The organism is Limnohabitans sp. 2KL-51 (assembly GCF_003063645.1).
In the GTDB taxonomy this organism is placed as follows: domain Bacteria; phylum Pseudomonadota; class Gammaproteobacteria; order Burkholderiales; family Burkholderiaceae_C; genus Limnohabitans_A.
This window is the reverse complement of record NZ_NESJ01000001.1, coordinates 1-14,447: the sequence shown is the minus strand read 5'-3', so window position 1 is coordinate 14,447 and position 14,447 is coordinate 1. Positions and strand designations below refer to the sequence as shown.

At 57.4% G+C, this 14,447-nt stretch carries 19 protein-coding genes; 4 read left to right on the top strand and 15 right to left on the bottom strand.

The window, feature by feature from the left end; translation table 11 throughout:
* Positions 1–8 precede the first annotated feature (8 nt).
* From cyoE to B9Z49_RS00075, 4 genes are read right to left on the bottom strand one after another with little or no spacing between them, the layout of a single operon-like run.
* The gene (cyoE, locus tag B9Z49_RS00090) at positions 9–905 is read right to left on the bottom strand and encodes a heme o synthase (protein ID WP_108351418.1); all 897 of its coding nucleotides are present in this window, start codon (positions 903–905) and stop codon (positions 9–11) included.
* On the bottom strand, positions 902–2,032 hold the full coding sequence (locus B9Z49_RS00085) for a heme A synthase (RefSeq protein ID WP_108351417.1): 1,131 nt from the start codon (positions 2,030–2,032) through the stop codon (positions 902–904). The genes cyoE and B9Z49_RS00085 overlap by 4 nt, the downstream gene beginning before the upstream one ends.
* A gap of 3 nt (positions 2,033–2,035) precedes the next feature.
* Positions 2,036–2,749 carry a hypothetical protein gene (locus B9Z49_RS00080; protein ID WP_108351416.1) on the bottom strand — a complete coding sequence of 238 codons (714 nt, stop codon included), beginning with the start codon at positions 2,747–2,749 and terminating at the stop codon, positions 2,036–2,038.
* Entirely contained in the window at positions 2,700–3,443 is a 744-nt protein-coding gene (locus tag B9Z49_RS00075) for an SURF1 family protein (protein WP_108351415.1), read from the bottom strand. The genes B9Z49_RS00080 and B9Z49_RS00075 overlap by 50 nt, the downstream gene beginning before the upstream one ends.
* Before the next feature lie 14 nt (positions 3,444–3,457).
* Between B9Z49_RS00075 and B9Z49_RS00070 the strand changes: the two genes are divergently transcribed.
* Positions 3,458–3,691 carry a twin transmembrane helix small protein gene (locus tag B9Z49_RS00070; RefSeq protein ID WP_108351414.1) on the top strand — a complete coding sequence of 78 codons (234 nt, stop codon included), beginning with the start codon at positions 3,458–3,460 and terminating at the stop codon, positions 3,689–3,691.
* 116 nt (positions 3,692–3,807) lie between these two features.
* Here the strand turns inward: B9Z49_RS00070 and B9Z49_RS00065 are convergent, their stop codons facing one another.
* The 8 genes from B9Z49_RS00065 to B9Z49_RS00035 all read right to left on the bottom strand — a co-directional run bounded on the left by B9Z49_RS00065 (position 3,808) and on the right by B9Z49_RS00035 (position 10,093).
* A complete protein-coding gene (locus tag B9Z49_RS00065) occupies positions 3,808–4,689 on the bottom strand; it encodes a cytochrome c oxidase subunit 3 (protein ID WP_108351413.1) in 882 nt (293 codons plus the stop codon).
* Between the two features lie 42 nt (positions 4,690–4,731).
* On the bottom strand, positions 4,732–4,947 hold the full coding sequence (locus B9Z49_RS00060; protein ID WP_108351412.1) for a DUF2970 domain-containing protein: 216 nt from the start codon (positions 4,945–4,947) through the stop codon (positions 4,732–4,734).
* Positions 4,944–5,573, bottom strand: a complete 630-nt coding sequence (locus B9Z49_RS00055) for a cytochrome c oxidase assembly protein (protein WP_108351411.1) — start codon at positions 5,571–5,573, stop codon at positions 4,944–4,946. The genes B9Z49_RS00060 and B9Z49_RS00055 overlap by 4 nt, the downstream gene beginning before the upstream one ends.
* A gap of 10 nt (positions 5,574–5,583) precedes the next feature.
* Positions 5,584–5,694, bottom strand: a complete 111-nt coding sequence (locus tag B9Z49_RS22105) for a cytochrome oxidase small assembly protein (protein ID WP_233254444.1) — start codon at positions 5,692–5,694, stop codon at positions 5,584–5,586.
* 11 nt (positions 5,695–5,705) lie between these two features.
* Positions 5,706–7,322 (bottom strand): cytochrome c oxidase subunit I, encoded by a 1,617-nt coding sequence (gene ctaD, locus B9Z49_RS00050; protein ID WP_108351410.1) that lies wholly within the window; start codon positions 7,320–7,322, stop codon positions 5,706–5,708.
* Positions 7,323–7,354: 32 nt separating this feature from the next.
* The gene (coxB, locus tag B9Z49_RS00045) at positions 7,355–8,527 is read right to left on the bottom strand and encodes a cytochrome c oxidase subunit II (RefSeq protein ID WP_108351409.1); all 1,173 of its coding nucleotides are present in this window, start codon (positions 8,525–8,527) and stop codon (positions 7,355–7,357) included.
* Positions 8,528–8,602: 75 nt separating this feature from the next.
* Positions 8,603–9,079: a DUF2244 domain-containing protein gene (locus B9Z49_RS00040; RefSeq protein ID WP_108351408.1), complete on the bottom strand. Its 477-nt coding sequence runs from the start codon at positions 9,077–9,079 to the stop codon at positions 8,603–8,605.
* Positions 9,080–9,175: 96 nt separating this feature from the next.
* Positions 9,176–10,093 carry a biotin synthase gene (locus tag B9Z49_RS00035; protein ID WP_108351407.1) on the bottom strand — a complete coding sequence of 306 codons (918 nt, stop codon included), beginning with the start codon at positions 10,091–10,093 and terminating at the stop codon, positions 9,176–9,178.
* Between the two features lie 89 nt (positions 10,094–10,182).
* On the opposite strand from B9Z49_RS00035, the gene B9Z49_RS00030 reads away from it, so the two are divergent.
* On the top strand, positions 10,183–10,929 hold the full coding sequence (locus B9Z49_RS00030) for a ComF family protein (RefSeq protein WP_108351406.1): 747 nt from the start codon (positions 10,183–10,185) through the stop codon (positions 10,927–10,929).
* A 22-nt stretch (positions 10,930–10,951) separates the two neighbouring features.
* Positions 10,952–11,449 (top strand): tRNA (uridine(34)/cytosine(34)/5-carboxymethylaminomethyluridine(34)-2'-O)-methyltransferase TrmL, encoded by a 498-nt coding sequence (trmL, locus tag B9Z49_RS00025; RefSeq protein ID WP_108351405.1) that lies wholly within the window; start codon positions 10,952–10,954, stop codon positions 11,447–11,449.
* On the opposite strand, the gene B9Z49_RS00020 is transcribed toward trmL, so the two are convergent.
* Positions 11,440–11,895 carry a MaoC family dehydratase gene (locus tag B9Z49_RS00020; RefSeq protein ID WP_108351404.1) on the bottom strand — a complete coding sequence of 152 codons (456 nt, stop codon included), beginning with the start codon at positions 11,893–11,895 and terminating at the stop codon, positions 11,440–11,442. The genes trmL and B9Z49_RS00020 overlap by 10 nt on opposite strands.
* Before the next feature lie 70 nt (positions 11,896–11,965).
* Positions 11,966–12,577, bottom strand: coding sequence for a hypothetical protein (locus tag B9Z49_RS00015; RefSeq protein ID WP_108351403.1), 612 nt, complete (start codon positions 12,575–12,577; stop codon positions 11,966–11,968).
* A gap of 386 nt (positions 12,578–12,963) precedes the next feature.
* Here B9Z49_RS00015 and uppS point away from each other — a divergent pair, with 386 nt between their 5' ends.
* Complete coding sequence (uppS, locus tag B9Z49_RS00010) at positions 12,964–13,683, top strand: polyprenyl diphosphate synthase (protein WP_108351402.1); 720 nt, start codon at positions 12,964–12,966, stop codon at positions 13,681–13,683.
* 19 nt (positions 13,684–13,702) lie between these two features.
* Here the strand turns inward: uppS and B9Z49_RS00005 are convergent, their stop codons facing one another.
* Positions 13,703–14,251: a transcription termination/antitermination protein NusG gene (locus B9Z49_RS00005; RefSeq protein ID WP_108351401.1), complete on the bottom strand. Its 549-nt coding sequence runs from the start codon at positions 14,249–14,251 to the stop codon at positions 13,703–13,705.
* Positions 14,252–14,447: the final 196 nt, after the last annotated feature.

The following is a 14,447-nucleotide window of genomic DNA, read 5'->3' as shown; positions in this document are numbered from 1 at the left end:
CTTGGGCCTCAAAAAATATAGTGGTCCAGCAGCAAAGCGGCAAACAAGGCGCTCAGATGGATCAGTGAAAAACGGAAAGTCTTGCGGGCCAGCTCGTCCGAATAGACGCGAAACAAAGCCACCGCGTAGCCGATGAAGCCGATGCTCAGCACCACTGCGGTGGACAAGTAAAGCCAAGAGCTCATGCCGTAGACAAAAGGCATCAGACAAGAAGCCATCAGCACGATGGTGTAGAGCAAGATTTGTAGACGGGTGAACTCATTGCCATGCGTCACGGGCAGCATGGGAAGGCCCGACTTGCGATAGTCCTCGACCCGGTAAAGCGCCAGCGCCCAAAAGTGCGGTGGGGTCCACAGAAAAATGATCAGAAACAAGATCAGCGCCTCAGGCCCAACCTGACCGGTCATCGCAGCCCAACCCAGAACGGGCGGCATGGCCCCGCTTGCCCCACCGATCACAATATTCTGTGGCGTGAGTGGCTTCAGGATCACGGTGTAGACAATGGCGTAACCCACAAAGGTGGCAAAGGTGAGCCACATCGTGAGGGGGTTAACAAACACATAAAGCACCAATGATCCCAAGGCGCACAAAGCAGCAGAAAACACCAAGGCCTGGCGGTCGCTCAACTCGCCTTTGGCGGTGGGCCGCCAAGAGGTACGCTTCATCTTGGAATCGATGGTTTTTTCAACCAGGCAGTTGAAGGCCGCCGCTGCCCCCGACACCAGCCAGATGCCAATGCAGGCCCACAAACCCAGCTTCAACTCGGCCAGACTTGGCACACCAGGCACGGCCAGCACCATGCCGATCAGGGCACAGAAAACGATCAATTGCACCACGCGCGGTTTGGTCAGCGCGTAATACTGTTGCCAGACATTCATGGGCAAACGGGCGGTGGCGACGGTCATTCGGCAAACTTTTTGGAAAGGGGAAAAGGCCCTGAATTATCAGCTCGGCTGACACACAGCGCCCAAGTCAGGGTCAAGGCCATGGCCGCAGCACCACCGGTGTGCATCACGGCGGCCAATAAGGGCCAGCCCAGAACCACGTTGCTCAAGCCGGTGGCGAACTGTAAGGCACACAGGCCCAACAACCAATGCCCCCCTAAGGCCAAGCCCGGCTGCACCCGCAAACGCCAGCCCAGCCACAGCAGCACCGCCAACACCAGCCAGGCGGCCGAGCGGTGAACGAAATGGATAGAAACCAGCGAGGCGAACGGCAAGAGTTCGCCTGTTGGGGTGTAGCCCAATTCACGCCAGACGCCGAAACCTTGCCAGTTCATCTCGGGCACCCACTGGCCGTGGCAGGTGGGAAAGTCGGGGCAGGCCAGCACCGCGTAATTGGTGCTGACCCAGCCCCCCAATGCAATCTGCAGCCAAAGCAAAGCAAAGCCCAACCACAGGCCCAAGCGCAAAACCGATGGCAGGGGCCGAAAGCCAACGCCGTCGTAACGCACCGCCTGCGCCATTAACAAAGCCAACAGACCAATGCCGCCCATCAAGTGCAAGGTGACGATGGCCGGAAACAGCTTCATGGTCACCGTGAGTGCGCCGAACGCCCCTTGCATGCACACCCACACCAGCGTGAACGTAGGCAACCAGGGGCTCACCTCACGGCTTTGGCGGCGCAGCCACCAGGTCATTGCCGCCAAAGTCAGGATCAAGACCCCCACCCCGGTGGCCAAGTAACGGTGCACCATCTCGATCCAGGCTTTGCTGTGCGTGACCGGTCCGGTGGGCATGGCCGTTTGAGCAGCCGTGATTTCGACCTTGGCCCCCATGGGCGTGGCACTGCCGTAGCAGCCCGGCCAATCGGGGCACCCCAGGCCAGAATCGGTTAGCCGGGTGAACGCCCCAAACAGCACCAAATCGAAGGTCAAAAACAAGGTGATCAGGGTCAAGGCCTTGAGCCGCCCCGATGGTGTGGTGCTGCGCTGGCGCCACAGCCACCAGCCCAAGGGCAGTGCTGCCACTGCCAGGCCCACGGCCATCAGCTCCAAAATCGGTTCCAGGTTGTACAGGTCCACTTCTGTCATGACTCAGCGGCCCGCATTGTCCCAAGACGAAGAGGCCTTGAGCAATCGCTCCAGATCACGTTTGGCTTTGGAGGCACTGGCCACGTCCATGTTGGCCGGGAAGCGCATCATGAAGTTGCCCATAGGATCGACGACGTACAAATGATCGTGCAACTGCTGCCCTTGGGCCGGGCTGATCCAGTTTTGCACCGAGGCCGCATCCAGGCGCAGCACATGCGCCATGTTCAGGGCAGGCAAGAGACTGGGGGACACAGGCGCATCGTCAGTGACCAACCAGACGCGGTCAACCCGGTCCTTTTCGCGGGCCAGAATTTCGCGCAATTGGCGCTGAAAATAAAGGTTTTGCTGACAACGCTCGTCGCAACTGCCGGATGCGACAGTCACCAGCAACCACTGGCCTTTCAGGCTGGCCAGCGTGACCGATTCGCCCTGCAGGTTTTTTGCGCTGAGCTGAGGCATGTCTTTTTGCGGCTGGATCAGCTCGCCATATACACGACGGCCTTCGGGTCGGATCACGTAGTAGGTGAAGTACGAGGCGATGACCGGTGAGGCGCAAACCAGCATCATGAGGATCATTTTCCAGCGGCCCATGCGCGTGCGCTGGGCATCGGCTTGCACCACTGAACCGGGGTTAGGCAAGTCGTGCACCGTCATGGCCAGGGGGCTGTCAGGCAGGTCGTTTTTGGCGGCGGGGTTGGACAATTTGGAACCAGACATATAGTAAAGCGATCAGGCCACTCAGGCCAAACCATTGGAAAGCGTATCCGTGGTGCTTTGCGACACCACTGGCCACCAAGGGCCATTCGCGAAGCAGGCCTTCCGAGGGCCCGCCCGATTGCAGCAAGGTGACTTCGAGCACCTTCAAACCTGTTTCTTGTCGGTAAGCATTCAAATCGAGATTTTGCCGTATTGGACCCGTCTCGGTCCCGCCGAAGTCATAGAGCCTTGAAGGCCATGGGGCCAAATGGCCTTCTATTTGCACCCGATCTTCAGACGTCTGCACAGACGGCAATGCGGCACGGTCGGTGAAAGAGCGCTGCGCCCAGCCGCGCTGCACCACCAAGACCTCGCCCGTGGCTTCGATCTGCAACGGGGTCAGCACAAAAAACCCTGGTTTGGCATTCATCTGCCGGTTGTCCAAGAACACCGTATTGTTTGGCAGCCAACGCCCTGTCACCACCAAGCGGCGGTGAATCAACGCGCTGCGCTGCGCCACACCTTCAGGCCCACCACTCAGGGTGCGGCCATCCAGCGCCTCTTTGCCCGCCTGTTGTGTTCGCGCGTCTTGCAAGGCGGTTTTCTCATCGGCGCGGCCGAGCTGCCACAGCCCCAGGGAAAAGGTGATGGCCACGCCTGCGGCAGCCACTGCCAGCACCAGCCATCTTTTCCAATGAAGGGGTTTGTCAGTCATCGGATAATGTGCCCATGAAAATTCTTGTCGCCATCGCGTTTCTCGCCATTTTGGTCAGTCTGGGCTCGGCCCTGTTGTACATGATGCGGGGCAGTGCCCCACCCGTTGAGGGCCAAGCACCCAAAAAAGGCAACATGGCCACCGCGCTGGCCTTTCGTGTCGGCTTTTCCATTGTCCTCTTCATCTGCGTTCTGGCGGCCTGGAAATTGGGCTGGATCCAGCCTACAGGCATCCCCCCAGGGACTTGATCGATTCTTCGATCTTTGTGGCCACCGCCATGTCGATTTGATCTGGCATTTTCGCGTCATCCATCACCAACAAAAAAGCGCCCTTGGGCGCTTTTTTGTTGGGGCCAAGGGCAGGCTTACATCCAATACACCAGGATGTACAAACCCAACCACACCACGTCCACAAAGTGCCAATACCACGCCGCACCCTCAAAGCCGAAGTGACGGTCTTTGGTGAAGTGGCCCTTTTGCAAACGCAGGGTAATGAACAAGAGCATCAACATGCCCACGAACACGTGAAAGCCGTGAAAACCCGTCAGCATGTAAAAGGTGGAGCCATAAATGCCGGATGACAATTTGAGGTTCAATTCACCCCAAGCGTGGGCATATTCATAACCCTGAACCAAAAGGAACGTGAGGCCCAGCAACACCGTCATCCACATGAACTTGATGGTCTTGCTGCGGTCACCCACCTGAAGGGCATGGTGCGCGATGGTCAAGGTCACGCCCGATGTCAACAGCAAAGCGGTGTTGATGGTGGGCAACCAGAAAGGACCCATGGTTTGGAAGGGCTCAACAAAGCCGGCTGGCGAGGTGGTCGCCCCGGCCACCACGCTGGGCCATGCAGCTTTGAAGTCAGGCCAAAGCAGTGCGTTTTCCAAGCTACCGAGCGCAGGAATCGAATGTGACCGGGCCCACCACAGTGCGGTGAAGAAGGCACCGAAGAACATGACTTCCGAGAAAATGAACCAGGTCATGCTCCAACGGAAAGACAAGTCGATTTTCCGACCATACAGGCCGCCTTCACTCTCTTGCACCGCTTCAGAGAACCACTGGTACAAAACGATCAACCACCATGCCATGCCGAAGAACAGGCAATACATGCCCCAGTCGGCACCGTTGACCCACTGACCAGCACCCAGAATCAGGAAAAATAGGCCGATGGCGGCCATCACCGGGTGACGCGATGGGTGCGGAACGTAGTAATAAGGCGTGGTGCCGTGTGCTGCTGAACTCATGGGGACTCCTGCTCTCTCTTATTCGAAATCAAACGATGCGGGTTAAAGGCCAGTCGGCTGTGCCACCACCCAATTGACCAGGGCGATCAGCCCCAGAACAAACAACAATGCCATCCCGATGGCCACACCGATGATGTGGAAGGGGTTGAGCTTTTCCATGTCTTGCTGCGATTCGGAATTCTTGCGAAGCCCGACAAACGACCACAGCACCACTTGAATGGTGCGCAGCCAAGAAGTTTTACGGGCAGGCGCGTTCATGAACCCCAACCTGTCTTGACCGTCACGGGCTGCACGGCAGCGGCCAATGGCGCAGTCGGTGCCGCCGGTGTCTTGCCGCCCACTTCAAAGAAGGTGTAAGACAGCGTGATGGTGGTCACGTCCTTGGACAACTTGGGGTCGATCACAAAAGCCACTGGCCAGGACTTCTTTTCACCCGGCTCCAGTGTGTACTGGTTGAAACAGAAACACTCGAGCTTGTTGAAATGGTTGGCCGCATTGCGTGGTGCGTAGCTGGGAATCGCTTGTGCCGCCATGCGGCGATTTTGTACGTTTTGAAATTCGTACATCACTGTGCTCAGCTCACCAGGATGCACCTGCATGGAACGCTTCTCCGGCTTGAAATCCCAAGGTCCGCGCACATTCGCATCGAACTCCACGGTGATCGTGCGGCTGGTGTCCACTTGGCTGTTGCGCAACACTTCGGCTGCTTTACCTGCCTTGGCGTTGCCCGGGACCTGCGTCTCGGAAATCGACAGGATGTTGATGCCGGTGATCTCGCAAATGGCCTTGTAAATGGGCACCAGCGCATAGCCGAACCCGAACATGCCAGCGGTGACGATCGCCAGCTTGCCCACCATCTTCAAATTTTCACCGCGCAGGTTCATCTTGGTTCTCTCAGGAGGCCAAGATCAATATCTTGGCCACAAAACCAGCCAACACAACGCAGGCCACCGAGGCCAGGATCAAGCCCAGGCGCACGTTGCTTTTTCTTTGTTCAGGAGTCATGGCCATGATCATTAACCGATCACGCGGGTTGCTGTAGCGTCCAGCTTGGGTGGATTTTCAAAGGTGTGGAAAGGTGCTGGCGAAGGCACCTCCCACTCCAGGCCTTCAGCACCTTCCCAAGGCTTCTGCGGCACTTTTTCGCCCTTACCCAGCATACAAGGCAAGACCACGAACACGAAGAAATAAACCTGTACAAAACCGAAGAAGAAGCCACCCACCGAGGCGATCATGTTGAAGTCGGTGAACTGCATGGGGTAGTCGGCATAGCGGCGTGGCATACCCGCCAGACCCAGGAAGTGCATCGGGAAGAAGGTCACGTTGAAGGAAATCAGCGACCACCAGAAGTGGATCTTGCCGCGTGATTCGTTGTACATCACACCGGTCCACTTGGGAATCCAGAAATAAACACCAGCGAACAGCGCAAACAAGGAGCCGGCGACCAGCACGTAGTGGAAGTGGGCCACCACGTAATAAGTGTCTTGCAACTGGATGTCGATCGGGGCCATGGCCAGGATCAATCCGGTGAAACCACCCATGGTGAACACAAAGATGAAGCCCACCGCAAACAACATCGGGGTTTCAAACGTCATGGAGCCGCGCCACATGGTGGCAATCCAGTTGAAGATCTTCACGGCGGTCGGCACGGCGATCAGCATCGTGGCGTACATGAAGAACAACTGACCCGTGACCGGCATGCCGGTCGTGAACATGTGGTGCGCCCAAACGATGAAAGACAAAATCGCGATGGACGATGTGGCATACACCATGGAGGCGTATCCGAACAGTTTTTTGCGCGAGAAGGCAGGCACGATGTGACTGATGATGCCGAAAGCCGGCAAGATCATGATGTACACCTCGGGGTGACCGAAGAACCAGAAAATGTGCTGATACATGACCGGATCGCCGCCACCAGCAGGATTGAAGAAGCTGGTGCCGAAGTGTCGGTCTGTCAAAGTCATGGTGATCGCGCCAGCCAACACAGGCATCACGGCAATCAGCAAGTAAGCAGTGATCAGCCATGTCCAAGCGAACATGGGCATCTTCATCAAGGTCATGCCAGGGGCGCGCATGTTCAAGATGGTCACGATGATGTTGATCGAACCCATGATGGACGAAGCACCCAGGATATGCAACGCAAAAATACCTGCGTCCATGGATGGGCCCATTTGCAGAGTCAAAGGTGCGTACAGTGTCCAACCGGCAGCAGGTGCGCCACCAGGCATGAAGAACGAGCCCACCAACATCAATGCGGCAGGAATCATCAGCCAGAAGCTGAAGTTGTTCATGCGGGCAAAGGCCATGTCAGCGGCGCCAATTTGCAAAGGGATCATCCAGTTTGCAAAGCCCACAAAGGCCGGCATGATCGCACCGAACACCATGATGATGCCGTGCATGGTGGTGAACTGGTTGAACAACTCGGGGTTGACGATTTGCAAGCCTGGCTGGAACAACTCGGCACGGATACCCAGGGCCAGCACACCGCCCACCATCAGCATGGTAAAGCTGAACAACAGGTACAAGGTACCAATGTCTTTGTGGTTGGTGGCATACACCCAACGACGCCAGCCCGCAGGCGCGTGACCGTGGTCGTCATGGGCGTGATCGTGATGGTCGAGAACGGCACTCATCTTGATTTCCTTTGATTTGAATACGGTAAGGATTATTTGCGAGCGGCCAGCACTTCAGCTGGCTGCACAATTTGCCCGGTCTTGTTGGACCAGTTGTTTTTGGTGTAAGTGATCACAGCGGCAATTTCGGTATCAGACAATTGCTTCCATGCTGGCATGGCGCCGTTGTTTTGACCGTTCAGCAACACGGCAATCTGCTTGGATTTGTCTGCATCCAAGACAAGAGCAGAACCGTCGATGGCCTTGATGGCCCCCGCGCCTTTGCCGGTGGCTTGGTGACAAGCCGCACAGTTGGCTGCATACACTTTTTCACCGCGCTTGGACAAATCGTCCATAGCCCAGACTTTGGCTGGATCATCGGCTTTGGCCGCTTGCTTTTTCTTTTCTTCCACCACCCATGCAGCATAGTCTTGTGCAGACAACACTTTCACATGAATGGGCATGTAAGCGTGTTCTTTGCCGCAGAGCTCTTGGCACTGGCCGTAAAAGTCACCGGTTTTTTCGGCACGGAACCAGGTGTCGCGCACGAATCCCGGGATCGCATCTTGTTTGATGCCGAAAGCGGGCACTGCAAATGCGTGGATCACGTCGTTGGCCGTGGTGATCACGCGCACTTTTTGGCCCACCGGAACCACCAACGGGTAGTCCACTTTGAGCAAATAGTTATCGCCTTCGGGCTTGCCCGCATTGGACATGGCGCGATGGCCGGAATCCAGGGTTGAGATGTAACTCAGACCTTCGCCCTCACCCTTGATGTAGTCGTAGCCCCACTTCCACTGGTAACCGGTGGCTTTGATGGTCAGATCGGCATTGGTGGTGTCTTTTTGAGCGACCAGAACTTTGGTGGCGGGCAAAGCCATCAAAATCACAATCACAAAGGGCACTGCCGTCCAAATCACTTCCACCGTGATGGATTCCGTGAATTTAGCTGGCTTGTGGCCGACCGATTTGCGGTGCTTCCAGATGGAATAGAACATGACCGCGAACACGGCAATGAAAATCACCGTGCAAAGGATCAGCATGAACCAGTGCAGCCATTGCTGCTCTTCGGCAATTTTGGTGGCAGCAGGGTGCAAATTAAGCTGATTGACCGCAGGGCCACCCGGCAAATCATTGACCGCATAAGCTGCCGTGATTGCCCACGCGCCTGCAAAGATGCCCGCGCGGGACAGCAAAGAAGCCAATTGGTTGGAAATATTCTTCATGGTTCTCACTAACTTCCAAGACTCTGTTGAACTCACACCTTTGGCCAAGCCGGACGTCCCGTTTGGCCAGTGGCATCACGCTGAGCGCAATGCCCTCCTGATTTCTCGCGCCAGCACTTGCCGAAGCTCGGGCCTGACAAATCGGCCCACTTCGATGGATCGACCTTGACCCGACAACTCGATCAGGCTTTGGTCGCCGGACTTGGGCTCAACCCGCACCCACTGGCGCTCAAATTCAGCCCGTTCCAGTCGGCCCGCCGTTTCCAGCTCGACCACCAAGTTACTGCCTTGCAGAGAAATCATCTCTCCATCCGCGGCATGTCGGGCGTAGGCCAAAAAAGCCAACCCCACCACCGCCACCTCGACGCCTGCAAAGGCCAACACCAAAGTGGCCCCTTGCATCCAGAAGAACATCCCGATGCCCAAGGACAGCGTGCACAACGACAGGTACATCCAGCCCAACTGGGCCGGCGTGACCGAACAATTGCGTTTAAGCCGCCATTGAACGGCAGGGCCCGACACTTGCGCGAATTGGTAAGCCTGATTTGACATCCGTCAACTTTCAATAACCCTACACCCTGTCAAGCCAGTTCTGTGGTTAAAAAACCTGTGGATTTTACCTGAGATCAAATCATCTTTTGACAGATCTCAAACTTTGTCCTGTATACCCCCACCTGACTCCAGCATAAGCCGCATCTGATCCAGGCCGATTTCGGTTTTTGCGGCCACTTTCAAGCGCGGTTGAGGCTTCAGGGCGTGACCGTAAACAATCTCGAAGCCCAAGGACAAGCGTCCGCCTTCTTCGGGACGCGCCAGCGTCAGCAAGGCCTCTGACAAGCGTGCACGCCATTGGCGCGAACGCAAGCCCTGAAATCGCTGGACATGCAAATTGCGCCCCAGCCCCCGCAACTCGGCCAACAAAGTATCAGCGCTGGCATAGGTCAAGGTGATTCGTTCCATGTCCATGACCGGCTCGGCAAAACCGGCTTCCACCAGCATGTCCCCCCAGTCGTGCATGTCGGTGAACTCGTGCGCGGGCTCGGACCAGCCCGCCTGGGCATACACCTGGCGCAAATCACGCAGGGTATCGGGGCCCAGACAAGAAAACATCAAAAAACCATCGACCGCCAAGGCCCGGTGCCAGATTTGCAGCAATGCCTGGGGCTCAGCACTGGCATGCAGGTGCATGTTGGCCCACAGCATTTGCACCGTGTGCTCGGGTGGCAAACCGTCACTCCTCTTGGGTCCACGCCAGTGCTGCACTTGCCACCACGGCGTTTGAAGTGCCTGTCGGGTGGCCTGTGCGTGCGTTGGAGGCTCTCCGGCCAGCCACACCTGCGCCTTGGGGTAACGCTGCTCTAGGGCACGTTGCGCCGCCAGGCCGCCGCGCAGTGGACCCCAATGCACCCACTGTTTCGGATGCAGTTTGATGAAGTCCAGCCGCTCCTGCATGCGTGATGCCACCTCTTCGTGCAGCCAGGGCGACTGCGCATCCAACACGGGCAGGCCCTGCCAGCGGGCAGCAGCCACGGGGTCCAAAGAAGGGGGGCGGAGGGCTTGGGGCATATGGGAGGGGTATTGGTGGTGCTGGGCACGCACAAGCTCAAACAGGAGTTGTGCTTGTTCAGTCAGCCCGGGCTGAGTATATTGACTGCATGAGAACCGCTTGGCTTCAAGGCTTGTTTGACACATCGACCGCCACGCGTCCCGGTGGGTTTTGGCGCTGGCTACCCAGCCGCTGTTCCATATGCCAAAGCTGGCCCCATTCGCCGCTGTGCGAGACGTGCATCAGCCGCTTTGCCCAACCCCAGCAGCGCTGCCCCAGTTGCGCCCTGCCCTTGCCCTACCCTGCCAGGCGCTGCGGCGCTTGCCTGAAATCACCGCCCCCGCTGGACCTGTGCCTGACGGCCACCGCCTACGCCTGGCCCTGGGTGGACCTGATCGCCCGCTACAAGTTTCACCAGCAACCCGGTTGGGCCGAGGCTTTGGCCACCCTGATGCTGAGCACCCCTTTGGCGGAAGACGCACTGGACGAGGCCGACTGGGTACTGCCGATTCCGCTGTCGGCCCAGCGCCTGGCCGAGCGCGGCTACAACCAGTCCTGGTTGCTGGCACGCCAACTCAGTCCGCACAAAGCCGACGCCCGTTTGCTGCTGCGCACCCGCGACACGCCCTCGCAGCGCACCTTGCCACGGGCCGAGCGGCTGGCCAATTTGGTGGGGGCTTTTGCGGTAGAGCCTTTGCGGGCTGCGCAGTTGCGTGGCAAAAAGGTGGTACTGATCGACGATGTGATGACCAGCGGTGCCTCGTTGCACACGGCAGCCCGGGTGCTGCGCGAGGCCGGGGCCGAGCAGGTCAGCGCCTTGGTGCTGGCACGCACCGAAGCGGGCAGCGACGCCTGAAGGCCAATGCACAATACAGGCCATGTTCCATATTGTCCTGGTTGAGCCTGAAATCCCGCCCAACACCGGCAACGTCATTCGACTGGCGGCCAACACCGGCTGCACGCTTCACCTGATCGAGCCCTTGGGTTTTTCAATGGACGACAAACACATGCGCCGGGCAGGTCTTGACTACCACGAGTACGCTGACCTGCGGCGCCATGCCGACTGGCAGGCATTTTTGGCCCAAGAACAACCGGACCCCGAGCGTATGTTTGCCCTGACCACGCGCGGCAGCCGATCCGCCCACTGCGTGGTTTTTGCGCCAGGCGACTGGTTGGTGTTTGGCTCGGAAACGCGGGGCCTGTCGCCCGAGTTGCGCGAACAGTTCGCCCCAGCCCAGCGCATCAAGCTGCCCATGCGCGACGGCCAACGCAGCTTGAACCTTTCGAACGCGGTGGCCGTCACCGTGTTTGAGGCCTGGCGGCAAAACGGCTTTGCCGGGGCCAGCCCAGCGCCAGGCCTGCCGCCTCAGGCGTAAATGCGCACCAGCGATTCGGCGGCACACACCGGTTTGTCACTGCCCTCGCGCTCCACCGTCACGTTCCACTGAAGCTGCAAGCCGTTCACCTCAATAGGTGTGGCCGAATGCAAATGCAGATGGGCACGTAAACGGCTGCCCACCGGCACTGGGGCCATGAAGCGCACCTTGTTCAGGCCGTAATTGACACCCATGCGGGCCGATGTGACCACGATGGTTTTGTCAAAGAACTGCGACAGCAAGGACAAGGTCAAAAAACCGTGCGCAATCGGTGCACCAAAGGGACCTTGTTTGGCCCGCTCCACGTCGACGTGAATCCACTGGTGATCGCCCGTGGCCTCGGCGAACTGGTTGACCTGTTGTTGGGTGATGGTCACCCATTCGGTCGCGGCCACATCCTGACCGACACAAGCGGCCAACTCGGCCAAGTTTGCAAATGTTTTCATAGGCTTGACTTTATTCACCTGCGCGTCTTCAGGCTGTCGGTGACGTGACACCACCCAATGGACCTTGGGCTCAGGCAGGGGGAGCGAACTCCTTGGCACTGATCTGCCGGAGCTCTTCACGCAAACGGGCCAATTCGGCACGGTAATTTTCAGCATCGCCGTAATCGGCAAAGCCGTGGTAATGCGCATGCGCTTGCATCCTGCGTCGAGCGTGCTTGATCGGGCACCAGTATTTCTCAGTCAGGGCCACCACCTCGCGGCCATAAGCCATCAGGCCGTTGCCATACGAACAATAAGCGCAGTTGATTTTTTCCAACCAATTCAAATAAGCCAGGTGCGTTCGGTCGTATACAAAATACGAAGAGCGCTTGACTTGGGGAATGCCACACAAGGGGAAACACACCCATTGGTACAGCGTGATAAAGGCATCGAGCAGCAGCATGGGCACCAGCACCGGGTAAATGAAGGGCACGCACAGCACATGGCGCCAATCGGCCGTGAGCACATAACCGAGCAAGCCCTCCTTGAAGCGCTTTTGCTGGGCCAGCACCTCTTTTTCAAAGCGAACTTTATGCTCTTCAAAGTCGGCCTGCCACTGCTGTCGATGGCTTTTAGCCTCTTCCTCAATGGCCGCTTCCAGCTGCTGGATACGGTCCAGAAATTCCTGAATTTGAGATTTCATGAGGGTCTCCTTGGAGGTGCACGGTCAGACAAAGCGCCAGTTCATCAACTTCAATTGAAGCTCGTCAAAACTTAACGGCATCGGCGCCCGCAAACTGAGCAATACCCATGGCTCCCGATCACCCGACTGATCACCTTAACACCGCCCTAAGTATGACAACAACACAAGCCTGCGCACGTCTGACAAAAGACGACCCCAACGAGGTGAGCGAGGCACACTTCGGTCCTTGCGGTAACTCCTGCACCGCATGTTTCGCCAAACCCTGTTCGCTTTGATGGCCTTATTGGCCTTTTCACGGGCTGAAACATGGATTACGCTGACCCGGCTGGATCCGCCAGGCCCAAGAGCTACTAAAATCACGATCCGTACCCTAGCGAGTCCCCCTGTTGCACCTTTCACCCACTGCCCCTCTGCCACGGCACATTGCCATCATCATGGACGGCAACCGACGTTGGGCCAAAAAACGCTTCATGCCTGCGGCTTTGGGCCATGCAGCGGGCGCACAACGGGTGCGGGACATCGTTAAAACCTGCGGTGAAATCGGCATCTCCCAACTGAGCCTGTTTGCCTTCAGCACCGAGAACTGGAAACGCCCCGAAGAGGAAATCAGCAGCCTCATGGGCTTGTTCACGACTTACCTGAAAAAGGAAATTCGCAACATGAACACCAACGGGGTGCGGTTGAAGGTGCTGGGTGACACGAGCCGGTTTTCTCCCGCCCTTCAAACACTGATTTCAGATGCCCAGACCCAAACGGCGAACAATCAAGTCATCACCTTGAACGTTTGCGCCAATTACGGGGGCCGATGGGACATGCTCCAGGCCACCAAAGCTTGGCAAAAAGCGCATCCGGACAAGCGTCTGGACACCTTGACTGAAGAAGCCCTGGCCCCGTACCTGAGCACGGCCGACGCACCGGAAGTGGATTTGCTGATCCGCACAGGCGGGGAGTCACGGGTGAGCAACTTTCTGCTTTGGCAAGCGGCTTATGCCGAATTGTTTTTCTGCGACGAGCTCTGGCCGGACTTTTCGCCCGAAACCCTGAAACAGGCGCTGGCCTGGTTTTCCACGCGTGACCGTCGCTTTGGCTCTTCTGCCCCACTGTGAAGCCCGGGTAGCCCCAACTTCAAACGCTGGCTTCGACCTGGTGGTGATCCACCTGCACCACCATGGGACGTCCCAAAATCTCTAACAGCACAGCCACCCTTTTGCTCGACACGTTGTGCACTAGACCCTCGATGGCACCCAATGCGGTGTGCTTCAGACGCACTTTTTGACCCACCTTCAGTTGGTTGAGCACCTCGATGGTGGCCTGAAGGCGCAATTGCTCCATCAGGCGAATCCGCTGCACCACATCCTCCTGCAGCAGGGCGGGCTCAAACCCAAATCTAACGATTGTGGTCACCCCTTTGGTGCTGCGCACGGCTGAAATGCTTTGCCCTAAACGGCCCGGTCGAAACAGGATGTAGCGTGGGAACATGGGCTCAAAAAGCGCCACTGGACCTTGTTCGGTTTTTTTGAATTTTTTGAACAAGGGCAAATACGCTTCAAACCCCTGTTGTTCCAGATTGGAATGCGCCACGGTCTCTTGCCTAGGTTTGGTATAGGCCAAATACCAACGGTCTGAGGCCTTATTTTCAAGGTCGCCGTGTTCCAAATTGTTAAGTCCGCTCATTCAAAATCTGAAGTTTTCTTATAAAAATGAATTGTATCGCCAGCCCGAAGAAGCACCTTAGATGACCCAAATCGGCATAGGGGGGCCGCAATTATTGCAGCCACCCCTGCCACACCACCGGGCATGCGGGTCCGCACCCGGCGGTTCGAGAGCTTGAGGTCATGACAGCCTTGGCACTCCCAACCTATCAAAGTAC